Source organism: Agarivorans aestuarii (assembly GCF_019670125.1).
Taxonomy (GTDB): domain Bacteria; phylum Pseudomonadota; class Gammaproteobacteria; order Enterobacterales; family Celerinatantimonadaceae; genus Agarivorans; species Agarivorans aestuarii.
Map to the genome: position 1 here is coordinate 4,037,018 of NZ_AP023033.1, position 23,250 is coordinate 4,060,267.

General features: G+C 44.8%; 20 protein-coding genes and 5 tRNA genes. All 25 read right to left on the reverse strand.

Translation table 11 applies throughout. The features are described 5' to 3' along the window. Nucleotides 1-214: 214 nt before the first annotated feature. The gene (tuf, locus tag K5609_RS18690; RefSeq protein WP_221074962.1) at nucleotides 215-1,399 is read right to left on the reverse strand and encodes an elongation factor Tu; all 1,185 of its coding nucleotides are present in this window, start codon (nucleotides 1,397-1,399) and stop codon (nucleotides 215-217) included. A gap of 66 nt (nucleotides 1,400-1,465) precedes the next feature. Further along, complete coding sequence (gene fusA, locus K5609_RS18695; RefSeq protein WP_221074955.1) at nucleotides 1,466-3,559, reverse strand: elongation factor G; 2,094 nt, start codon at nucleotides 3,557-3,559, stop codon at nucleotides 1,466-1,468. A gap of 76 nt (nucleotides 3,560-3,635) precedes the next feature. Beyond that, entirely contained in the window at nucleotides 3,636-4,106 is a 471-nt protein-coding gene (gene rpsG / locus K5609_RS18700; RefSeq protein ID WP_163135253.1) for a 30S ribosomal protein S7, read from the reverse strand. A gap of 96 nt (nucleotides 4,107-4,202) precedes the next feature. Continuing rightward, nucleotides 4,203-4,577 carry a 30S ribosomal protein S12 gene (rpsL, locus tag K5609_RS18705; protein WP_016404065.1) on the reverse strand — a complete coding sequence of 125 codons (375 nt, stop codon included), beginning with the start codon at nucleotides 4,575-4,577 and terminating at the stop codon, nucleotides 4,203-4,205. 143 nt (nucleotides 4,578-4,720) lie between these two features. After that, nucleotides 4,721-4,996: a sulfurtransferase complex subunit TusB gene (tusB, locus tag K5609_RS18710; protein ID WP_221074956.1), complete on the reverse strand. Its 276-nt coding sequence runs from the start codon at nucleotides 4,994-4,996 to the stop codon at nucleotides 4,721-4,723. 1 nt (nucleotide 4,997) lies between these two features. Next, nucleotides 4,998-5,357 carry a sulfurtransferase complex subunit TusC gene (gene tusC / locus K5609_RS18715; RefSeq protein WP_221074957.1) on the reverse strand — a complete coding sequence of 120 codons (360 nt, stop codon included), beginning with the start codon at nucleotides 5,355-5,357 and terminating at the stop codon, nucleotides 4,998-5,000. Beyond that, nucleotides 5,354-5,743 carry a sulfurtransferase complex subunit TusD gene (gene tusD / locus K5609_RS18720; RefSeq protein ID WP_221074958.1) on the reverse strand — a complete coding sequence of 130 codons (390 nt, stop codon included), beginning with the start codon at nucleotides 5,741-5,743 and terminating at the stop codon, nucleotides 5,354-5,356. The genes tusC and tusD overlap by 4 nt, the downstream gene beginning before the upstream one ends. 3 nt (nucleotides 5,744-5,746) lie before the next feature. Then, nucleotides 5,747-6,130 carry a RidA family protein gene (locus tag K5609_RS18725; RefSeq protein WP_221074959.1) on the reverse strand — a complete coding sequence of 128 codons (384 nt, stop codon included), beginning with the start codon at nucleotides 6,128-6,130 and terminating at the stop codon, nucleotides 5,747-5,749. A 145-nt stretch (nucleotides 6,131-6,275) separates the two neighbouring features. Continuing rightward, complete coding sequence (gene rpoC, locus K5609_RS18730) at nucleotides 6,276-10,481, reverse strand: DNA-directed RNA polymerase subunit beta' (RefSeq protein WP_221074960.1); 4,206 nt, start codon at nucleotides 10,479-10,481, stop codon at nucleotides 6,276-6,278. Between the two features lie 82 nt (nucleotides 10,482-10,563). Then, nucleotides 10,564-14,598, reverse strand: a complete 4,035-nt coding sequence (gene rpoB / locus K5609_RS18735) for a DNA-directed RNA polymerase subunit beta (RefSeq protein WP_221074961.1) — start codon at nucleotides 14,596-14,598, stop codon at nucleotides 10,564-10,566. A gap of 225 nt (nucleotides 14,599-14,823) precedes the next feature. Continuing rightward, nucleotides 14,824-15,189 (reverse strand): 50S ribosomal protein L7/L12, encoded by a 366-nt coding sequence (rplL, locus tag K5609_RS18740; protein WP_163135239.1) that lies wholly within the window; start codon nucleotides 15,187-15,189, stop codon nucleotides 14,824-14,826. Nucleotides 15,190-15,243: 54 nt separating this feature from the next. After that, complete coding sequence (rplJ, locus tag K5609_RS18745) at nucleotides 15,244-15,738, reverse strand: 50S ribosomal protein L10 (protein ID WP_163135238.1); 495 nt, start codon at nucleotides 15,736-15,738, stop codon at nucleotides 15,244-15,246. Nucleotides 15,739-15,979: 241 nt separating this feature from the next. Continuing rightward, the gene (rplA, locus tag K5609_RS18750; RefSeq protein ID WP_016404041.1) at nucleotides 15,980-16,681 is read right to left on the reverse strand and encodes a 50S ribosomal protein L1; all 702 of its coding nucleotides are present in this window, start codon (nucleotides 16,679-16,681) and stop codon (nucleotides 15,980-15,982) included. 4 nt (nucleotides 16,682-16,685) lie between these two features. Then, nucleotides 16,686-17,114, reverse strand: a complete 429-nt coding sequence (rplK, locus tag K5609_RS18755; protein ID WP_016404042.1) for a 50S ribosomal protein L11 — start codon at nucleotides 17,112-17,114, stop codon at nucleotides 16,686-16,688. A gap of 124 nt (nucleotides 17,115-17,238) precedes the next feature. Then, the gene (gene nusG / locus K5609_RS18760) at nucleotides 17,239-17,784 is read right to left on the reverse strand and encodes a transcription termination/antitermination protein NusG (RefSeq protein WP_016404043.1); all 546 of its coding nucleotides are present in this window, start codon (nucleotides 17,782-17,784) and stop codon (nucleotides 17,239-17,241) included. After that, complete coding sequence (secE, locus tag K5609_RS18765) at nucleotides 17,784-18,161, reverse strand: preprotein translocase subunit SecE (protein WP_016404044.1); 378 nt, start codon at nucleotides 18,159-18,161, stop codon at nucleotides 17,784-17,786. Before secE ends, nusG begins: the two co-directional genes overlap by 1 nt. 53 nt (nucleotides 18,162-18,214) lie before the next feature. Continuing rightward, nucleotides 18,215-18,290: transfer RNA gene (locus K5609_RS18770), tRNA-Trp, on the reverse strand. 187 nt (nucleotides 18,291-18,477) lie between these two features. Further along, entirely contained in the window at nucleotides 18,478-19,662 is a 1,185-nt protein-coding gene (gene tuf, locus K5609_RS18775; protein ID WP_221074962.1) for an elongation factor Tu, read from the reverse strand. A gap of 94 nt (nucleotides 19,663-19,756) precedes the next feature. Then, nucleotides 19,757-19,832, reverse strand: a tRNA-Thr gene (locus tag K5609_RS18780). A 4-nt stretch (nucleotides 19,833-19,836) separates the two neighbouring features. Continuing rightward, nucleotides 19,837-19,911: transfer RNA gene (locus K5609_RS18785), tRNA-Gly, on the reverse strand. A gap of 36 nt (nucleotides 19,912-19,947) precedes the next feature. Beyond that, a tRNA-Tyr gene (locus K5609_RS18790) sits at nucleotides 19,948-20,031 on the reverse strand. Nucleotides 20,032-20,074: 43 nt separating this feature from the next. Beyond that, a tRNA-Thr gene (locus K5609_RS18795) sits at nucleotides 20,075-20,150 on the reverse strand. Between the two features lie 111 nt (nucleotides 20,151-20,261). Then, nucleotides 20,262-21,224 carry a bifunctional biotin--[acetyl-CoA-carboxylase] ligase/biotin operon repressor BirA gene (birA, locus tag K5609_RS18800; protein WP_221074963.1) on the reverse strand — a complete coding sequence of 321 codons (963 nt, stop codon included), beginning with the start codon at nucleotides 21,222-21,224 and terminating at the stop codon, nucleotides 20,262-20,264. Then, nucleotides 21,211-22,278 (reverse strand): UDP-N-acetylmuramate dehydrogenase, encoded by a 1,068-nt coding sequence (murB, locus tag K5609_RS18805; RefSeq protein WP_221074964.1) that lies wholly within the window; start codon nucleotides 22,276-22,278, stop codon nucleotides 21,211-21,213. Before murB ends, birA begins: the two co-directional genes overlap by 14 nt. After that, nucleotides 22,275-23,228: a type I pantothenate kinase gene (gene coaA / locus K5609_RS18810; RefSeq protein WP_221074965.1), complete on the reverse strand. Its 954-nt coding sequence runs from the start codon at nucleotides 23,226-23,228 to the stop codon at nucleotides 22,275-22,277. The genes murB and coaA overlap by 4 nt, the downstream gene beginning before the upstream one ends. Nucleotides 23,229-23,250: the final 22 nt, after the last annotated feature.

Below are 23,250 nucleotides of genomic sequence, written 5' to 3' on the forward strand. Positions count from 1 at the left end.
GGTTGTTTAATCAGTTAAATATACGAGAGCTAGATTGAAGCAAACCAAATTGTTTATTTACTGATAAAGATCAGCAGCCAGATAAGATTTAGAAGAAGCCCTTTTGGCTTAAGATATGTGGGAATTTTTGAGTTTTAGATTTGACTTAATTTACTAGAAAAAGGCAACAAAAAAGGCCGCTTACGCGACCTTCTTTTCTGCTGTGCTATTCTTCTTATTCGAAGATTTTAGCTACAACACCCGCACCTACTGTACGGCCACCTTCACGGATTGCGAAGCGTAAACCTTCGTCCATCGCGATTGGGCAGATTAGCTCTACAACAAATTTCAAGTTGTCGCCTGGCATTACCATTTCTACGCCTTCAGGAAGCTCTACTGCGCCTGTTACGTCAGTTGTACGGAAGTAGAACTGTGGACGGTAGCCTTTGAAGAATGGCGTGTGACGGCCACCTTCGTCTTTGCTTAGTACGTATACTTCAGCTTCGAACTTGGTGTGTGGAGTAATTGAACCAGGAGCAGCCAATACTTGACCGCGCTGTACGTCATCACGTTTAGTACCACGTAGTAGTACACCACAGTTCTCGCCAGCACGACCTTCGTCTAGAAGCTTGCGGAACATTTCAACACCTGTACAGGTTGTCTTAGTAGTCTCTTTAACACCTACGATTTCAATTTCTTCTGAAACCTTGATGATACCGCGCTCTACACGACCTGTTACTACTGTACCACGACCTGAAATTGAGAATACGTCTTCAATTGGTAGTAGAAACGGCTTATCGATGTCACGCTCTGGCTCTGGAATGTAAGTATCTAGTGCTTCTGCAAGCTCTACAATCTTAGCTTCCCACTCTTCTTCGCCTTCTAGCGCTTTAAGTGCTGAACCTTGAATTACTGGAAGGTCGTCACCTGGGAATTCGTATTCTGATAGAAGTTCACGTACTTCCATTTCTACTAATTCTAGAAGCTCTTCGTCGTCTACCATGTCACATTTGTTCATGAATACGATGATGTAAGGTACACCAACCTGACGAGAAAGTAGGATGTGCTCACGTGTCTGAGGCATTGGGCCATCAGTTGAAGCTACTACTAAGATAGCGCCATCCATTTGAGCTGCACCAGTGATCATGTTTTTAACGTAATCAGCGTGTCCAGGACAATCTACGTGTGCGTAGTGACGAGTTGGAGTGTCGTACTCTACGTGTGAAGTAGAAATTGTGATACCGCGCTCGCGCTCTTCTGGAGCGTTATCGATTGCTGCGAAATCTTTAGCTTCACCACCGTATACTTTTGCAAGTACGTTAGTGATAGCCGCTGTTAGAGTTGTTTTACCGTGGTCAACGTGGCCAATTGTACCAACGTTTACGTGCGGTTTTGAACGTTCAAATTTTTCTTTAGACACGATATGTACCTTCTTTTCCATTCCAATCTGCCTCACCCGAGACAGACCAATCATAGTTGAATTAGTTTACTTTGCGTCAACAATAGCATCAGCAACATTTTTCGGCGCTTCGTTGTACTCTAGGAATTCCATAGAGTAAGAGGCTCGCCCCTGAGTTGCCGAACGTAGATCTGTAGCATAGCCGAACATTGCAGACAGCGGCACTTTAGACTTAACAATCTTTAAGCCCGCAGCCCCATCGTCCATGCCTTCAATTATGCCACGACGACGATTCAAGTCACCCACTACATCACCCATCCAATCTTCAGGGGTTGTAACTTCTACTTTCATCATCGGCTCGAGCAATACTGGATCAGCGTCCAATGCACCTTTCTTAAAGCCCATTGCACCGGCAATTTTAAACGCCATTTCGTTAGAGTCAACATCGTGGAACGATCCATCGAATAAGGTGACTTTAACATCAAGTAACGGATAACCAGCCAATACACCCTGATCCATTTGCTCTTTACAGCCTTTATCAACAGCCGGGATGTATTCTTTAGGAACAGCACCACCAACGATTTCGTTGACAAATTCGTAACCAGCACCTGGCTCTAGAGGTTCCATACGTAACCAAACATGACCGTATTGACCACGACCACCTGATTGACGTACGAACTTTCCTTCCACTTCAACTTGCTTACGAATAGCTTCGCGATAAGCAACTTGAGGTTTACCTACATTACAATCCACGCTAAATTCACGTTTCATGCGATCTACGATGATATCTAAGTGTAACTCACCCATACCAGAGATAAGGGTTTGTCCAGATTCTTCGTTAGTTTCTACGCGGAACGACGGATCCTCTGCGGCCAACTTGCCTAAGGCTACACCCATTTTTTCTTGGTCAGCTTTAGTACGAGGCTCTACGGCAATTTGAATTACCGGTTCAGGGAATTCCATACGTTCAAGAATCACTTTACGATTCATATCACATAAAGTGTCACCCGTGGTTACATCTTTAAGACCAATAGCCGCGGCGATATCACCGGCACGAACTTCTTTGATCTCTTTACGATCGTTTGAATGCATTTGCACCATACGACCTAGACGTTCACGTTTTTGTTTAACCGAGTTATACACCGCAGTGCCGGTTTCCACCGTCCCCGAATAAACACGCATAAAGGTTAGCGTCCCCACAAATGGGTCGGTGGCAATTTTAAACGCTAATGCCGCGAACGGCGCGTCGTCTTCTGCCGGACAAGCAACTTCATTGTCCTTTTCGTCTGTACCTTTAATTGCTTCAACGTGGTTTGGAGCAGGCAAATATTCAACAACAGCATCAAGCACTGCTTGCACACCTTTGTTTTTAAATGCGCTACCACAAGTCGCTAGCACGATCTCATTATTTAGCGTGCGCTTACGCAAACCAAACTTGATTTCGGTTTCAGTTAACTCGCCTTCTTCAAGATATTTATCCATCAACTCATCGTTAGCTTCTGCCGCGGCTTCCACGAGTTCTTCGTGCAAGGCTTCTGCGCGCTCGACTAAATGAGCAGGAATATCTTCATAGTTGAAGGTGGTACCTTGGTCGGCTTCGTTCCAGTTAATGGCCTTCATTTTGATCAGGTCAATAACACCAACAAATTCGTCCTCAGCGCCTATGTTCAACTGAATAGGCACACAGTTAGCACCTAAGCGATCACGGATTTGATCAATTACTCGTTCAAAGTCTGCACCAGCTCTATCCATTTTGTTCACGAATACCATTCGTGGAACAGAATACTTATCAGCTTGGCGCCACACTGTTTCTGATTGAGGTTCAACACCAGATGAACCACAAAATACAACAACTGCACCATCTAATACGCGCAATGAACGTTCAACTTCAATAGTGAAGTCAACGTGTCCAGGGGTATCGATGATATTAATACGGTGTTCGTCGTACTGGGCGTTCATACCACGCCAAAAGGTGGTAGTAGCCGCAGAGGTGATGGTAATACCGCGTTCTTGCTCTTGCTCCATCCAGTCCATGGTGGCTGCGCCATCATGCACCTCACCAATTTTGTGAGATAGACCGGTGTAGAAAAGGACACGTTCTGTAGTTGTTGTTTTGCCAGCGTCAACATGAGCAACAATACCAATGTTACGGTAGCGCTCAATTGGAGTTGTACGAGCCATTGTTATCCTCTTGCTAAGGAAACTTCCTTAGTCTCACATAGAAAGTAGCGCAGCTGCTAAGCAGCTGCGCAACCAATTACCAGCGGTAATGTGCAAACGCTTTGTTTGCATCGGCCATACGGTGAACGTCTTCACGTTTCTTAACCGCAGAACCTTTGTTTTCGGCTGCGTCTAGGATTTCACCCGCTAGACGTAAAGCCATAGATTTTTCACCACGTTTACGTGCTGCATCTACCATCCAACGCATACCTAGAGTGTTGCGACGTACTGGACGTACTTCAACAGGTACTTGGTAAGTAGAACCACCTACACGGCGAGATTTAACCTCTACCGATGGGCGCACGTTTTCAAGAGCAATTTCAAAAACTTCTTGGTGAGACTTGCCTGATTTCTCAGCAGCAGCGTCTAATGCCCCGTATACAATTTTTTCTGAAATTGATTTTTTACCATCAACCATTACTACGTTGATGAACTTAGCCAGTAGTTCTGATCCGAACTTAGGATCTGGCAAGATTTTGCGTTGACCGATCACTCGACGTCTTGGCATTTTAATATCTCCGGTTTGCTTCAGGTTTCCCCAAAACGAATTTTAAAAAAAAATTTCGCTATAACTAAATGTTTGGCCTTACTTAACGGAGAGCCGTTATGACTTAGGACGTTTAGCGCCGTACTTTGAACGTCCTTGACGACGATCACTTACGCCAGCACAGTCTAACGCGCCGCGTACGGTGTGATAACGCACACCTGGTAAATCTTTAACACGACCACCGCGAATAAGAATTACGCTGTGCTCTTGTAGGTTGTGACCTTCACCACCGATGTAAGAAGTTACTTCGAATCCGTTAGTTAAACGAACACGAGCTACTTTACGTAGTGCTGAGTTTGGTTTCTTTGGTGTGGTGGTATATACACGAGTACATACACCACGACGTTGTGGACACGCTGCTAGTGCTGGTACGTTGCTTTTAGCAACCTTACTTGCACGTGGCTTGCGAACCAACTGGTTAATCGTTGCCATTCGAAATAGCTCCTGAAATTACATTTAAACATGTGAAAAAATCTACCCCAATTTTGGGGAGGCGAAATTTTATGCGCTTGTAGCTGAAGAGTCAAGGCTTGCAATGATCACAAGCTTGATATTTTTGATGATTGGGAGCTAGGCTACCAAGTTAATGAAGGCGTATATTGCTCGGTAAGTTTTACTAAGCCTTGGGAGTCTATTAGCACGCTATCGCAAACTTCGATGCCTCTAGCATTAACATCAGCGCGTAACACTGAGATCCGACCAGATTGAACTAGTTGCTGTAAACGCCTGTCATCACGTAGCCAAGCATATACAGCATCTTCGATGAGCACTAGGTGTCCGTCGCTTTCTAGCTGGCTAATGCAGCGCTCATAACAATCACTTGCATAAGGATGTCGCATAATATGTAGCATGCTAAAACCTCAATATTGCATGAGCGCGACAGCTTTCTAAATAGAACTGTTTTGCTTGTTTAACTCTAACGCTAATAGCAAGTTGTTCTAAAGAAAGGTCTCGTTCATGCAAGGATTGCTGATCAACGTAGATCTCTTCCACGTCATAAAGATCTAACAGACCATAAGTAGGTAATACATCTCGCTGCTTAATCTCATTAGGGTTTTGGCCACTGACTAGTTGATAAACCCCATCGCCTTCAAAAAACACCACGATATCTTCCGACACCGCTGAAGCAGCCAAAGCAGCATCCAGTGACTCGCGAGCGGCAGAGCAGCCATGAGGGGCGCTACTAAATATAAAAACCAATGCTTTGCTCATAAGTGCACCACTCTATCGCTAGTTAGCATAGCTGTGGCCATTTCGGCTAAGCCCGACATTTCAAACTGACTGTCCATGTTAGCCAATAGTTGATTGGCAGTGGCTTCGTCTTCGCCAATTACCCCTCGGCGATATGCGGCTGCACTGCATACAAGAAGCGAACACGCCGATGCTTTTTTTATATCGAGCCAGTGCTGATGAATATTTACTTCATCACTTGCAGGTAGAGATGTAGACAGGCCATTACTCACCCCATCTAGATAAAAGAACACCGTTTTTATCTGATGGCCGGCTTCAATCAAAGCCTTGGCAAAGTTAAGCGCCGAAGCACTTCCTTGTTTGCCATACAAGGGGCTAGTAACAACCAGAGTATAGGTAAGGCTCATAAGCTATTTAATATGCGCAATAGCTTCTACTTCTACCAAAACATCTTTAGGTAAACGCGCTACTTCTACACAAGAGCGAGCAGGTGCACTTTCTGGGAAGTAACTCGCATAAACATCATTAAAGGCAACAAAATTAGTCATATCACTTAGAAAGCAGGTAGTTTTAAATACTGTGGACGAGTCTGCACCTGCTGCGGCTAATACCGCCATGAGGTTTTCCATTACTTGCTTGGTTTGCTCGCTTATACCACCGGATACAATTTCCATTGACTCAGGGTCTAAAGGGATTTGCCCGGAAGTGAATACTAGCTCATCAATTTTGGTCGCTTGAGAATATGGGCCAATAGCGGCTGGGGCTGCTTCGGTTGATACAATTTGTTTGCTCATAAAATGCTCTGCGTTTTATTGTTTTTAAAAACGGAGTCTGTGACGAACGCCAACACTTGTCAAATATTTTGCGGTGAGGTAGTTAATCTGCAGGCATTAAAAAAGGCAGCCAATGGCTGCCTTTTTATCTTAGTAGAGTCAGTTACTACTCTGTTTCGCCGCCAGGGGCTGCATTTAGTAGCGCTGCTAAGTTATCAGCGGCTTCATCTGCAGTAATTGGAGCTGGAGCTTCAGATTTGTTGCGACGATTCACGTGGTAAGAATAACCAGTACCAGCAGGAATCAAACGACCAACAATAACGTTCTCTTTAAGACCGCGTAGTTCGTCCTGTTTACCACCCACAGCTGCTTCAGTAAGCACACGAGTAGTTTCTTGGAACGATGCCGCAGAAATAAACGATTCTGTTGATAGCGATGCCTTAGTAATACCTAATAACTCACGACGGTATAGCGCAGGGCGTTTGCCTTCAGCTTCTAATTGACGATTTTCAATATTCACTCGGGCAACTTCAGCTTGCTCACCTAGCAAGAAGCTAGAATCACCAGCATCTAGAATCAAACACTTACGAAGCATTTGACGCACGATAGTTTCAATGTGCTTATCGTTAATCTTCACACCTTGTAAACGGTATACGTCTTGTACTTCGTTTACGATGTAGTTAGCTACAGGGCTAATGCCACGCAAGCGTAAAATGTCATGTGGTGATTCTGGGCCATCGGCAATTACTTCACCTTTAGCTACTTTCTCACCTTCAAACACGTTTAGGTTACGCCACTTAGGAATCATTTCTTCGTACGCGTCACCTTCAGCTGGAGTAATCACCAAGCGGCGCTTACCTTTGGTTTCTTTACCGTAACTAATAGTACCGGTAATTTCTGCCAAAATAGCTGGCTCTTTAGGCTGACGAGCTTCGAACAAATCGGCTACGCGAGGTAGACCACCGGTAATATCTTTAGTACCGCTTGATTCTTGTGGGATACGAGCAATTGCATCACCAACGCCTACTTCTGCATTATCTTCTAAGTTTACAATCGCTTTTGCAGACAAGAAGTACTGAGCTGGAATATCGGTACCAGCAATAAGAACGTCGTTACCAGAAGCATCTACCAATTTAACCATTGGACGCATTTCTTTACCAGCGCCAGGGCGCTCGTTAGGGTCCATAACGTTAATGCTAGAAAGACCGGTTAGTTCATCAGTTTGACGGCTAACAGTTACGCCTTCAACCATGTCGATGAACTTAACGCGACCCGGTACTTCGGTAATAATTGGGTGTGTATGTGGGTCCCAGTTAGCAACTGTGTCGCCAGACGTAACCGCACCACCGTCTACTACTTCAAGTACTGCACCGTATTGTAGTTTGTGACTTTCTTTGGTTTGACCCATTTCGTCAATGATGGTCAATTCAGTAGAACGAGAGGTTACAACTAGCTTGCCTCCGCTGTTGGTAACCACTTTAGCGTTGTGTAGTTTAATAGTACCAGTATTCTTAACTTGAATGCTGTTCTCTGCTGCCGCACGCGATGCCGCACCACCAATGTGGAAAGTACGCATGGTAAGCTGAGTACCCGGCTCACCAATCGATTGTGCCGCAACAACACCGACCGCTTCACCACGCCCAACCAAGTGGCCTCGAGCAAGATCACGACCGTAACAAAGGGCACAAACACCAAAGTCATTAGCACAGCTAATTACTGAGCGTACCTTAACGGTATCCACTGAGTTTTCTTCAAGAAGGTCACACAGTTTTTCGTCAAGTAGTGTTTTGTCTTTAAGCAGTACTTCGTTCTCAGTACCAGGCTTAATAACGTCACCTACTAGAACACGACCAAGAACACGCTCACGCAATGGTTCAACAACGTCACCACCCTCAATATGAGGAGTCATGAGAATGCCTTCTTGGGTACCACAATCAGTTTCGGTAACAACCAAATCCTGAGCCACGTCTACTAGACGACGTGTTAAGTAACCCGAGTTAGCTGTCTTCAATGCGGTATCGGCCAAACCTTTACGCGCACCGTGAGTTGAGATGAAGTACTGAAGTACGTTCAAACCTTCACGGAAGTTAGCCACAATCGGGGTTTCGATAATCGAACCATCCGGTTTAGCCATCAAGCCACGCATACCAGCTAGCTGACGAATCTGAGCAGCACTACCACGTGCGCCAGAATCGGCCATCATAAAGATACTGTTGAATGAGTCTTGATTCTCTTCTTCGCCATCTTTGTTGATAACCGTTTCAGTAGACAAGTTGTCCATCATCGCTTTCGATACTTTTTCGTTAGCCGAAGCCCAAATATCGATTACTTTGTTGTAACGCTCGCCAGCTGTTACCAAACCAGCAAGGAACTGCTCTTGAATTTCGCTTACTTCGTCACTGGCTTCTTCCACGATGTCTTTCTTAGCATCAGGGATTACCATGTCGTTAATACCTACAGAGGCACCAGACAAGGTTGCATAATGGAAACCGGTGTACATTAATTGGTCAGCAAAAATAACTGAGTGCTTAAGACCTAGTTTACGGTAACAGGTGTTTAGCAATCCTGAGATTTGCTTCTTACCCATTGACTGGTTAACTAAATCAAACGGCAAACCTTTAGGTACGATTAACCATAAAATGGCACGACCAATGGTAGTTTGCTTAATCTCGGTTTTTTCGATTCTAGAGCCGTCTTCAGCTACTACAACTTCAGTAATACGTACGTTTACACGTGCGTGAATACTGGCTTGCTTAGCACGGTATAACTTTTCTGCCTCTTTAGGACCAGAAAGGTACATACCTTCGCCTTCAGCGTTAACACGTTCACGAGTCATGTAATACAGACCCAATACAACGTCTTGCGAAGGGACGATAATAGGCTCACCGTTAGCTGGTGAAAGTACGTTGTTAGTCGACATCATCAACGAACGTGCTTCTAACTGTGCTTCTAGGGTCAACGGTACGTGTACCGCCATTTGGTCCCCATCGAAGTCGGCGTTATAAGCCGCACACACTAGCGGGTGTAATTGAATTGCTTTACCTTCAATTAGCACAGGCTCAAAGGCTTGAATACCCAAACGGTGCAAGGTTGGTGCACGGTTAAGTAATACAGGGTGTTCACGGATAACTTCTTCAAGAATATCCCAAACTTCACCGCCTTCACGCTCAACCATCTTCTTAGCAGCTTTAATCGTAGTAGCAAGACCACGCAGCTCTAACTTGCCGTAGATGAATGGTTTGAACAACTCAAGTGCCATTTTCTTAGGTAGGCCACACTGGTGTAGACGCAGTGTAGGACCAACGGTAATTACCGAACGACCGGAGTAATCTACACGCTTACCTAGCAAGTTCTGACGGAAACGACCTTGCTTACCTTTGATCATATCAGCCAAAGATTTAAGCGGACGTTTGTTAGAACCAGTAATTGCACGACCACGACGACCATTGTCTAACAAGGCATCTACTGCTTCTTGCAGCATACGCTTTTCGTTACGCACAATGATGTCAGGAGCAGCTAGGTCTAGTAGACGCTTCAAACGGTTGTTACGGTTGATTACACGACGGTATAAATCGTTCAAATCAGAAGTAGCAAAACGGCCGCCATCTAGTGGAACTAGTGGACGCAAATCTGGTGGAAGAACCGGCAATACGGTCATAATCATCCACTCAGGTTTGTTACCTGAATCGCGGAACGCTTCCATAAGCTTAAGACGCTTAGTGGTCTTCTTACGCTTAGTTTCAGAGTTAGTTGTTTGTAACTCTTCGCGCATTACTTCGATTTCTTGGTCAAGCTCTAAATGACGCAATAAAGCTAATACAGCCTCTGCACCCATTTTAGCTTCAAACTCATCACCGTACTCTTCAAGTGAATCAAGGTAGGTTTCTTCGGTAAGCATTTGACCGCGCTCTAAGCTGGTCATGCCAGGCTCAGTCACTACAAATGATTCGAAGTAAAGTACACGCTCAATATCACGTAAAGTCATATCTAGTAATAAACCAATACGCGATGGTAGTGATTTTAAGAACCAGATGTGAGCTACAGGAGAAGCTAGTTCAATGTGGCCCATACGGTCACGACGAACTTTAGATTGGGTAACTTCTACACCACACTTCTCACAGATAACACCACGGTGTTTCAAACGCTTGTATTTACCACACAAACATTCGTAATCTTTAACTGGGCCGAAAATACGGGCACAGAATAAACCGTCACGCTCAGGCTTAAAGGTACGATAGTTAATCGTCTCTGGTTTCTTCACCTCACCAAACGACCAACTACGGATCTGGTCTGGTGAAGCTAGGCCAATTTTAATGCCTTCAAACTCTTCGGTCTTGCTTTGTTGCTTAAGAAACTTAAGTAAATCTTTCACGTTTCTCTCCAGGTTGGAGTTAAACCTGGGGCGTTTCTAATGAAACGCCCGCCTTGCTTTTAATTCAGGTGAAGTCCTGTGCTTACAGCTCATCCAACTCGATGTTGATACCAAGAGAGCGGATCTCTTTGAGCAACACGTTGAACGACTCAGGCATGCCTGGCTCCATCTGGTGGTTACCATCAACGATGTTCTTGTACATTTTAGTACGACCGTTAACGTCATCAGATTTAACCGTTAGCATTTCCTGTAGGGTGTAAGCGGCACCATATGCTTCTAGTGCCCATACTTCCATCTCACCGAAGCGCTGACCACCAAACTGTGCTTTACCACCTAGAGGCTGCTGAGTAACCAAGCTGTAAGAACCAGTAGAACGAGCGTGCATCTTGTCATCAACCAAGTGGTTAAGTTTCAACATGTACATGTAACCAACAGTTACAGGGCGCTCAAATTCTTGACCGGTACGGCCGTCACGTAACACGATTTGACCTGAATCAGGTAAGTCGGCTAAACGTAATAGCTCTTTAATTTCAGCTTCTTTAGCACCATCAAATGCCGGTGTTGCCATTGGCACACCGCCACGTAGGTTTTTCGCCAGTGTCATTACTTCTTCATCAGTGAAGCTAGCAACGTCAACTTTAAGCGCATCATCACCTACGTTGTACACTTTCTGGATGAAATCACGCAGTTTATCCATTTCGATTTCACGCTGAACTTTCAGCATTTCATCAATTTTCTCACCCACACCTTTAGCCGCTAAGCCTAAGTGGGTTTCTAGGATCTGACCGATGTTCATCCGCGACGGTACACCTAGTGGGTTCAAGCAGATGTCTACTGGGCGACCAGTTTCGTCATAAGGCATATCTTCACGAGGAACAATGGTAGAAATTACACCTTTGTTACCGTGACGACCGGCCATCTTGTCACCAGGTTGAATGCGACGTTTAACTGCTAAGTAAACTTTAACAATCTTCAGTACGCCAGGCGCTAAGTCATCACCTTGGGTGATCTTACGGCGCTTAATGTCGAACTGCTTGTCGAATTCAGCTTTAATTTCGTCATATTGCGCAGCAATTTGCTCTAGCTGCGTTTGGGCGTCTTCATCGCTTAATGCGGCTTCTAGCCATTCTGCAGGTTGTTGGCGATCTAAGTCAGCTTCTGACTTACCCGCTGCAATCAATACAGATTTAGCACGAGCAAAGATACCTTCTTCAAGAATCTTGAATTCTTCGGTTAAATCTTTCTTCGCTTCTTTAAGCTGCATAGACTCAATTTCTTGAGCACGCTTGTCTTTTTCTACGCCATCGCGAGTAAAGACTTGAACGTCGATTACGGTACCGAATACAGAGTTAGGTACACGTAGTGATGTATCTTTAACATCAGACGCTTTTTCTCCGAAGATAGCTCGCAATAGCTTCTCTTCAGGGGTTAATTGTGTTTCACCTTTAGGAGTAACTTTACCCACTAAGATGTCACCTGGCTTAACTTCAGCACCTACGTAAACAATGCCTGATTCATCAAGTTTGCTTAGCGCTGATTCACCAACATTTGGAATATCGGCTGAGATTTCTTCACTGCCAAGCTTAGTATCGCGAGCGATACAGCTTAACTCTTGAATGTGAATAGTAGTAAAGCGATCTTCTTTAACTACATTCTCAGAAATACCGATTGAATCCTCAAAGTTGTAACCATTCCAAGGCATAAACGCTACGCGCATGTTTTGACCTAATGCCAACTCACCTAAGTCAGTTGAAGGACCATCTGCTAGTACGTCGCCTTTTGCAACACGCTCGCCAGATTTAACTACCGGGCGTTGGTTGATACAGGTGTTTTGGTTAGAACGGGTGTACTTAGTTAAGGTATAAATGTCGATACCTGCTTCACCAGGAAGCATCTCTTCTTCATTTACTTTAACTACGATGCGGCTAGCATCTGCGTAGTCAACCGTACCGCCACGTTTAGATACAACAGTTACACCAGAGTCAACTGCTACAGCACGTTCAATACCCGTACCTACTAATGGCTTATCAGCGCGTAGTGTTGGTACTGCTTGACGTTGCATGTTAGAACCCATCAATGCACGGTTTGCATCATCGTGTTCTAGGAACGGAATCAACGATGCAGCAACAGAAATAATCTGTTGTGGACTTACGTCCATGTACTGAATTTGTTCAGTAGGCATGTAAGTTGACTCGCCCTTATGGCGACAAGGTACTAAATCAGTCTCAAGTAACTTACCGTTAGCATCGGCTTCAGCGTTCGCCTGAGCGATCACGTAAGTGCCTTCATCAATCGCTGATAAGTAATCTACTTCGTCAGTGATTTGGCCTTCAATTACTTTACGGTAAGGGGTTTCTAGGAAACCAAACTCATTGGTGCGAGAGTAAACCGCTAATGAGTTAATCAAACCAATGTTTGGACCTTCCGGAGTTTCAATCGGACATAAACGACCGTAGTGCGTTGGGTGTACATCTCGCACTTCAAAGCCGGCGCGTTCGCGAGTCAAACCACCTGGGCCTAATGCAGAAACACGACGCTTGTGTGTTACTTCAGAAAGCGGGTTGTTTTGGTCCATGAACTGAGACAATTGGCTTGAACCAAAGAACTCTTTAACTGCTGCCGAAATCGGCTTAGCGTTAATTAAGTCTTGTGGCATCAATGCATCAAGGTCGCCTAAGCTTAAACGCTCTTTAACAGCACGCTCTACACGCACTAAACCAACACGGAATTGGTTTTCAGCCATTTCGCCTACGCTACGAATACGACGGTTACCTAGGTGGTCGATATCATCAACCTCACCACGGCCGTTACGAATTTCGATTAGCGTTTGCATAACTTTAACGATGTCTTGTTTATCAAGCACACCAGCTACCGAACCGTCTTCACGGCCTACGCGGCTGTTGAACTTCATACGGCCAACCGTTGATAAGTCGTAGCGGTCGCCGTTAAAGAATAAGTTCTCAAACAAGGCTTCAGCTGCGTCTTTTGTTGGTGGCTCGCCAGGGCGCATCATGCGGTAAATTTCAACTAGCGCTTCAAGGCGGTTAGTTGAAGAATCTACACGTAATGTATCTGAAATAAACGAACCGTGGTCTAAATCATTTGTGTAAATGGTTTTTAGAACCTTGTGACCCGCTTCAGACAATGCTGCAATTAACTCTAGGGTTAATTCACTGTTAGCTTCAGCAACAACTTCACCAGTAGTTTCATCAATATACTCTTCAGCCAAAACTTTATCAGCTAGGTACTCAACCGGCACTTCGATTTGCTCGACGCCTGATTTTTCCAATTGACGAATGTGGCGGGCAGTTACACGACGGCCTGTTTCAATTAATACTTCGCCGTTTAGCATAACGTCGAAAGAAACAGTATCACCGCGCAAACGCGCAGGAACCAACTCCATCATAACCTTGCCGTCTTTTAACTCAAAAGAGGTGGTATCGAAGAAGGTCTCTAGAATCTCTTGCGTAGTCATTTCTAACGCGCGCAGGATAATAGATGCTGGAAGTTTACGACGACGGTCGATACGAACAAACAAGTTGTCCTTAGGATCGAATTCGAAGTCTAACCATGAACCACGGTAAGGAATAACGCGAGCGTTATATAACACTTTACCTGATGAGTGTGTTTTACCACGGTCGTGATCGTAGAATACACCAGGACTACGGTGTAACTGAGATACGATAACACGCTCTGTACCGTTAATTACAAAGGTACCATTACCTGTCATCAATGGGATTTCACCCATGTATACTTCTTGCTCTTTGATGTCTTTAACCGTGCCAGCCGGAGCTTCACGATCAAACAACACTAAACGCAATTTAACGCGCAAGGGAGCAGAGTAGGTGACTCCACGAATTTGACATTCTTTAACGTCAAAAACCGGCTCGCCAAGACGATAGCTAACATATTGTAGCTCTGAATATCCTGAATAACTGGCAATCGGGAATACACTGCGGAATGCAGCTTCCAGCCCATACTCGCCTTCAGGATCGATCTCTATGAATTTCTCAAAAGAGTCAAGCTGTATTGAAAGCAGGTAAGGCGTGTCCACTACTTGAGGACGTTTTCCAAAGTCCTTACGAATGCGTTTTTTCTCTGTATAAGAGTAAACCATATGGTTCCTCAGCTCGCTGATAAGTGACCCACTCTGTCCGCAAAATCTGGGACAGTTCTTACATACCGTTTGTCATTGTCGAAGAGAATTCCTTCTCTAAGTTTTTTGCTAGGCACACCACCTAAAACGGTGATAAAAAAGACGGCGTCCTACAGCGCAAAAAGGCCGGTGGTTAAATAACCACCAGCCATAGCCTATAAAGGCTGCAATCTACTTATAGGTAGATTACTTAAGCTCAACAGAAGCACCAGCTTCTTCAAGAGCAGCTTTAAGAGCTTCAGCTTCGTCTTTCTCAACGCCTTCTTTGATTGCAGCAGGAGCTGAATCAACAAGTCCTTTAGCTTCTTTCAGGCCTAGACCTGTAGCAGCACGTACCGCTTTAATAGCAGCAACTTTGTTAGCGCCTGGAGCAGTTAAGATTACGTCGAATTCTGATTGCTCTTCAGCAGCAGCACCAGCGTCACCAGCAACAGCAACAGCTGCAGCAGCAGATACGCCGAACTTCTCTTCCATAGCTTCGATTAGTTCAACAACGTCCATTACTGACATTTCAGCAACAGCTTCGATAATTTGGTCTTTAGTGATAGACATGACTCAAATTCCTAAATTCAATTAAATTTATAAAATAATGTAGCAACAAGCAAATTATGCTGCTTCTGACTCTTTTTGGTCGCGTAGTGCGGCCAGAGTGCGAACCAGCTTGCCTGCAGAAGCTTCTTTCATAGTTGCCATTAACTTGGCAATTGCTTCGTCGTAAGTTGGTAGTTTTGCAAGAACGTTTACGTCTGCTAATGCACCTTCAAATGCTGCTGCACGTACTTCAAAGTTGTCTTGCTCTTTAGCGAAGTCTGTAAATAGACGCGCTGCAGCACCTGGGTGCTCGTTAGAGAAGGCAATTAAAGTAGGACCAGAGAATGAATCTGTAAGACATTCTAGGTCTGTGCCAGCTACTGCACGGCGAGCAAGGGTATTACGTACCACTTGCATAGATACGCCAGCTTCACGTGCTTTAGCACGAAGTGAAGTCATCGCATCTACAGTTACGCCACGTGAATCAGCAACTACTGCAGAAAGTGCACCTTTGGCAGCTTCGTTGACGCCAGCAACAATTTGCTTCTTGTCTTCGAGTCTTAAGGCCATTGGCTTTACTCCTGGATTCCAATACCAGATAAATCTGGTGTTTACTTCCCCCTAAGTCATTAGATTTAGAGGCCTTTACGGTTTGGTTGTCCAGAATAAAAATTTATTCTTGGGTTTCCTCACCATCTACGTAGGAGATTAAGCTAGAAACTAGCACCTACGGTCTTGGATGAGGGCATAAGCCCTGACCCATAAATACAAAGCGCAAAATGATAGTATAAATTTTGCGCTTTGTAAATGATTAAGCTTGAGTATCTAAAGTAGCTACATCAACAGTTAGACCAGCACCCATAGTGGTTGATAGGCTAACTTTCTTAATGAACTGACCTTTAGATTGAGCAGGTTTTGCTTTTTTAAGAGCAACAACCAATGCTTCAAGGTTCTCTTTAAGCTTGTCAGCATCAAAATCGGCTTTACCAATAGTAGTATGGATAATACCGTTTTTGTCGTTGCGGTAACGAATCTGACCCGCTTTAGCTAGTTTAACTGCGTCAGCTACGTTAGGAGTAACTGTACCCACTTTAGGGTTTGGCATTAAACCACGTGGACCTAGGATTTGACCTAGTTGACCAACAACGCGCATTGCATCTGGAGAAGCAATTACTACGTCGAAGTCCATCTCACCAGCTTTAACTTGTGCAGCTAAATCATCCATACCAACTACGTCAGCACCAGCTTCAGTAGCGGCTTCGGCGTTAGCACCTTGAGTAAATACAGCAACACGAACGTTACGACCAGTACCGTGTGGTAGTACAGTTGCACCACGAACGTTTTGGTCAGATTTACGTGGGTCAACACCAAGGTTAACCGCTGCATCTACGCTTTCTAGGAACTTAGCTGACGCTAATTCTTTAAGAAGAGCAACAGCTTCGTTTACTGAGTATTCTTTTGTTGAATCAACTTTTTCGTTGATCGCACGCATGCGCTTAGAAAGTTTTGCCATCGTATTAGCCCTCTACAACCAAGCCCATAGAACGGGCAGAACCTTCAATTGAACGAACCATTGCGTCTACGTCAGCACCAGTCATATCTACTGCTTTAGTATTAACAATCTCTTCTAGTTGAGCGCGTGTTACTTTGCCAACTTTTTCTTTGTTTGGAACACCAGAACCAGACTTGATGCCAGCCGCTTTCTTTAATAAGTAAGAAGCAGGTGGAGTTTTGGTTTCAAAAGTGAAAGAACGGTCAGAATAAACAGTAATTACTACTGGTACTGGCGCGCCTTTTTCAATTGAATCTGTTTTCGCGTTGAATGCTTTACAGAATTCCATGATGTTTACACCATGTTGACCTAGAGCAGGACCAACTGGTGGTGACGGGTTTGCGGCACCCGCAGCAACTTGAAGCTTAATATAAGCTTGGACTTTTTTAGCCATTTTAAATTTACCTTATTTTGGGTTCAAACGCCTTTCGCACATGCGATTAGCTTCCCGATAGAACAAAGGGCAGCGGATTATAGTCGATCCCCTGCCCTAAAAACAACTGATTGTTTATTTTTTATCAGCCTTTCTCGATTTGTCCGAACTCTAGCTCTACTGGCGTTGCTCGGCCGAAAATCAATACTGATACTTTTACGCGGCTCTTTTCGTAATCCACTTCTTCGATAGTACCGTTGAAGTCGGCGAATGGGCCATCGGTAACACGAACCACTTCGCCTGGTTCGAATAGAGTTTTTGGTCTTGGCTTATCACTGGTTTCATCCAAGCGGTCCAAGATGGCTTTTGCTTCTTTATCTGAGATTGGTGCTGGGCGCTCTGCCGTTCCACCAATAAAGCCGAGTACTCGCGGCACACTTTTTACTAAGTGCCAGCTTTCATCGTTTAGATCCATTTGAACCAAAACGTAACCAGGGAAGAACTTGCGCTCACTCTTACGTTTTTGACCGGCGCGCATTTCAACTACTTCTTCAGTCGGTACTAGAATCTCACCAAAAGAATCTTCCATAGAATGGATTTGAATGTACTCTTTTAATGATTTAGATACGCGAGCTTCATAGCCAGAAAAAGCCTGAACCACGTACCAACGCAATTTGCGCTCTTCAGTCATTAGATACCTACCCCTGTTACAAAGGCAACTAGGCGAACCAATATCGCATCTAGGCCCCACAAAATTAGTGACATGAATGCAGTAGCAGCTAATACAATCATGGTAGTTTGAATGGCTTCTTGACGAGTAGGCCAGATCACCTTACGCACTTCCATACGCGACTCTTTAGCAAATTCGAAGGCTTGCTTACCTTTATTGGTTTGCGAGGCAATGCCTAAAGCGGCAATCACGGCAATCACTACACCGATTACGCGCACCAAAATCGACATATCTGTATATAGGTAGTTACCCACAACAGCGGCGATTAAAATTAGAGCAGCTAATGCCCATTTTAGGCCATCTAACGACCCACTTTGGTTTTCAGTACTGGTACTCATCAAACAACCTACAAATAATCCCACAAAATCATAAATCCCTTATATAGGGATAGTGGCAGGGGTGGAGAGATTCGAACTCCCAACATTCGGATTTGGAATCCGACGTTCTGCCATTGGAACTACACCCCTATAGCACGAAGCCCGACATTATAGGCACTTTGTATCAAGATTGTAACCCTTGAATGTCGAAAAAACGCGACTAGGCAAACAATAAGTTATCGCTGGTTTTATAACGCTAAAGCCAAACTTAAGGATCTTGCCTTAAAAAACAAAAAAGGCCGCTTACGCGACCTTCTTTTCTGCTGTGCTATTCTTCTTATTCGAAGATTTTAGCTACAACACCCGCACCTACTGTACGGCCACCTTCACGGATTGCGAAGCGTAAACCTTCGTCCATCGCGATTGGGCAGATTAGCTCTACAACAAATTTCAAGTTGTCGCCTGGCATTACCATTTCTACGCCTTCAGGAAGCTCTACTGCGCCTGTTACGTCAGTTGTACGGAAGTAGAACTGTGGACGGTAGCCTTTGAAGAATGGCGTGTGACGGCCACCTTCGTCTTTGCTTAGTACGTATACTTCAGCTTCGAACTTGGTGTGTGGAGTAATTGAACCAGGAGCAGCCAATACTTGACCGCGCTGTACGTCATCACGTTTAGTACCACGTAGTAGTACACCACAGTTCTCGCCAGCACGACCTTCGTCTAGAAGCTTGCGGAACATTTCAACACCTGTACAGGTTGTCTTAGTAGTCTCTTTAACACCTACGATTTCAATTTCTTCTGAAACCTTGATGATACCGCGCTCTACACGACCTGTTACTACTGTACCACGACCTGAAATTGAGAATACGTCTTCAATTGGTAGTAGGAACGGCTTATCGATGTCACGCTCTGGCTCTGGAATGTAAGTATCTAGTGCTTCTGCAAGCTCTACAATCTTAGCTTCCCACTCTTCTTCGCCTTCTAGCGCTTTAAGTGCTGAACCTTGAATTACTGGAAGGTCGTCACCTGGGAATTCGTATTCTGATAGAAGTTCACGTACTTCCATTTCTACTAATTCTAGAAGCTCTTCGTCGTCTACCATGTCACATTTGTTCATGAATACGATGATGTAAGGTACACCAACCTGACGAGAAAGTAGGATGTGCTCACGTGTCTGAGGCATTGGGCCATCAGTTGAAGCTACTACTAAGATAGCGCCATCCATTTGAGCTGCACCAGTGATCATGTTTTTAACGTAATCAGCGTGTCCAGGACAATCTACGTGTGCGTAGTGACGAGTTGGAGTGTCGTACTCTACGTGTGAAGTAGAAATTGTGATACCGCGCTCGCGCTCTTCTGGAGCGTTATCGATTGCTGCGAAATCTTTAGCTTCACCACCATATACTTTTGCAAGTACGTTAGTGATAGCCGCTGTTAGAGTTGTTTTACCGTGGTCAACGTGGCCAATTGTACCAACGTTTACGTGCGGTTTTGAACGTTCAAATTTTTCTTTAGACATAATAGTCCCTCTGGATAAAGGTCATTGGTACAAAGCACCATTGGTTTACGCTTACCGACCGGTAAAAAGTAATAGGGAGACTAAAAAAGGAATGTGGTGCTGATAGGCAGATTCGAACTGCCGACCTCACCCTTACCAAGGGTGCGCTCTACCAACTGAGCTATATCAGCACTGTGGAGCGGGCAGCGGGAATCGAACCCGCATCATCAGCTTGGAAGGCTGAGGTAATAGCCATTATACGATGCCCGCATCAAACCTTTGGAAGACGACCTACTACCAAAATAATGGTGGGGGGGGACGGATTCGAACCATCGAAGCTTTCGCGGCAGATTTACAATCTGCTCCCTTTGGCCACTCGGGAACCCCCCCACACTGTCACCTTATAACAAGGTGAAGCCTTACACTTAAGAGATGGTGCCGATTGCCGGAGTCGAACTGGCGACCTACTGATTACAAGTCAGTTGCTCTACCAACTGAGCTAAATCGGCATCGCTTAAGTGCTGCGCATTCTATGTAATGCATTTATTAAATGCAACTACCAAATGGAAAAAAAAACTAAGGATTGATGTGAACGCGCAAAAATCAGCCAGCAGGCTCAATTATTGGCCGCGTAGCGATACTTCACCGGCCATAAATGCCTGTTGCTCACCGTTTATTTCAAGCAGTAATTGGCCTTGTTTATCTACGCCTTTAGCCTTGCCTTTTAGCTGTCGTTCTTCAGAAAAACGCAAGCTTACCAATTGATCAGCAAAAATATCGTAGCGATTCCAACGTTGTTGCAACGCAGCAAAGCCCTGTAACCTAAATACCTCGAACATCCGATTCAAAGACTCAACAATGGCTATGGCTAACTCGGTTCTGTTTATCCGGGATTTAGCATGAGTTTCTAACTGAGCGAAAGCTTGGTCAATTTGCTCCGCCTGAAGACTCGCCACTCTAACATTTACCCCCAAGCCAACCACTAAACTAACTTCGCTATTAGCGTGGCCTTGCAACTCGATCAATACTCCACCCAGCTTTTTACCGCTCAGATAAATATCGTTCGGCCACTTTAAGCCTAAATCTTTAAAACCTGCCTCTTCTAAAGCTTCTACAATAGCTAGCCCTACAGCAAGGCTTAAGCCCATGGCAGCTTCAATGCCATCTTGTAAGCGCCACAACAACGACATACAAAGTTGACCAGCATAAGGTGTTTGCCATGCTCGTCCTCTCCTGCCGCGACCAGCACTTTGGTATTCGGCAAGAACTACTTGGCCATGTTCAGCACTGCTTATATTGCTAATTAGCCAAGCATTGGTCGAATCTACTTGGTCGAAAACCAAGGGCTTATTACTGGCTAGTACCTGCTCTAAGACTTCGGAATCCAATAAAGAGAGAGGTTCTGCTAGCCGGTAACCTTTACCCTTCACACTGTAGATATCTAAGCCCAGAGCCGAGTATTGCTTGATATAGCTAGCAACAGTGGTTCGAGAAACCGCAAGCTGCTGGGCTAAACTTTCACCAGAGCAAAACTCACCCGATGAGAGTGCGCTTATTAGCTGATAAGGTTTACTCTGCTGCATCGGGCTTGCCTAATACCGCGCTTGGTTCTATCTCACCAGAATGCTTAATAAAGCGAACTTCTGGCTGTAGCAACACAGCAAAGCTTTGCCACACTTGCTGGCGTATGTGGCGACATAGTGTGAGTATGTCCCCAGCTTCAGCATTAGCTTTGTTAACCAACACTAAAGCCTGATCTTGATGCACAGCAGCGCCGCCTATTGAAAAGCCTTTTAGACCGAGTTTGTCAATTAGCCAACCTGCAGCTAACTTAGACTGCCCTTTGCTTGCTGGATAATTTGGCATCTCTGGATAACGAGACAACAACCTTGAAAGATGATCTTGGCTAACCAAGGGGTTTTTAAAAAAGCTACCGGCATTACCTAATACCTTAGGCTCAGGAAGTTTACTGATGCGCATCTTGCACACCTGGTCAAACACACCCTGAGCGCTAACATCTTCGGCCAGTAACCTTAAACCACCATAGTCACGCTTCGCAACCCAAGACTTACTAAGCTCAAAGGTAACCTTGCTGATGATAACTTGGTCTTTTAACTGAGCTTTAAAAATACTGTCACGATAAGCAAATTCGCACTGTTTTTTGCTGAGAGTTTGCATGCTGTTGGTCACTAAAGAGTAAAACTCTACCTCACTGCATAGATCGGCTAACTCAACTCCGTATGCGCCTATATTTTGCACGGGAGACGCACCTACAGTTCCGGGGATAAGCGCTAGGTTCTCTAAGCCCGGCATTCCTTGGCTGATAGTCCATTGAACAAACTGATGCCAATCTTCTCCAGCTGCGGCTTTGATGGTGTAGCTGTCTGCATTCTCAATAACTTCTATACCGCGCATCTGATTAATTATCACCAGCCCGCTAAAATCTTCCAGAAGCAGTAAGTTAGAGCCTCCACCAATCACCATCCACGGCAGTTGTTTGGCTCCAGCCCAGGCAATGAGCTCTTTGATGTCTTTAGCATGTTTTAATTCAACAAAATGCTTAGCTTTAGCCGCTAAAGCAAAGGTATTGTAGGAGCTTAAATCAACATCACTTTGTATCGAGGAAACTACACTCATTTTCTTAAACGAACCCGACTTACTTCATGGTTAGCACTTTTTTCTAATATCAAATCAGCGCGCTCTCGGGTAGGGAGAATATTTTCAATTAAATTAACATAGTTAATTGATGACCAGATTTGCTTGGCTACCTGCCCAGCCTCCGTTTCATTTAACCGGGCATAATGGTGAAAATAGTTATTTGGATGGGTAAATGCGCTAGCTCGTAGCTTTTGAAAACGTTCGATATACCACGTTTCCAGCAGCTCTGGTTCTGCATCAACAAAAATCGAAAAGTCTAAGTAATCGGAAACAAATACCTGCCGAGGTTGATTTGGGTAATCACGAGCTGATTGCAACACATTTAAACCTTCAAGAATAACAATATCTGGCTGCTCAACTTTAATCTGCTTGTCTTTTACGATGTTGTAAGAAAGGTGAGAATAAACCGGCGCCGCAACACTTTCCTTACCAGATTTAAGTGCCGCCACAAAATCAACTAAGGCTTTTTGATCGTAACTTTCAGGAAAACCTTTACGCTGCATTAATCCGCGCGCTTCTAGCTCTTGGTTAGGCAACAGGAAGCCATCGGTAGTAACAATGTCTACTTTAGGGTGCTCTGGCCAACGCTGTAGTAGCGCCTGCAAAATCCGCGAAGTAGTGCTTTTTCCACCGGCGACACTGCCAGAAACACCAATAATATAAGGAACGTGTTGGCCGCTGCCTAAAAAGTTAGCTAATACTTCCCGGCGATCTTGACGGGCTTTAACGTAAAGGTTGAGCAATCGAGACAATGGCAGATAAATATCGACAACCTGAGGCAAGGACAATGCTTCATTGATACCACGAATGCTTTCAAGGTCATCTTCGGTAAGAGTAAGCGGTACGGATTGACGGAGTGTTGACCAAGCTTCGCGTTCAAAATCTAAATAACTAAACGCATGCGGCGTGGTGGTGTAAGTTGCTGGCATGGGCCCTTCCTATATAGTGCGG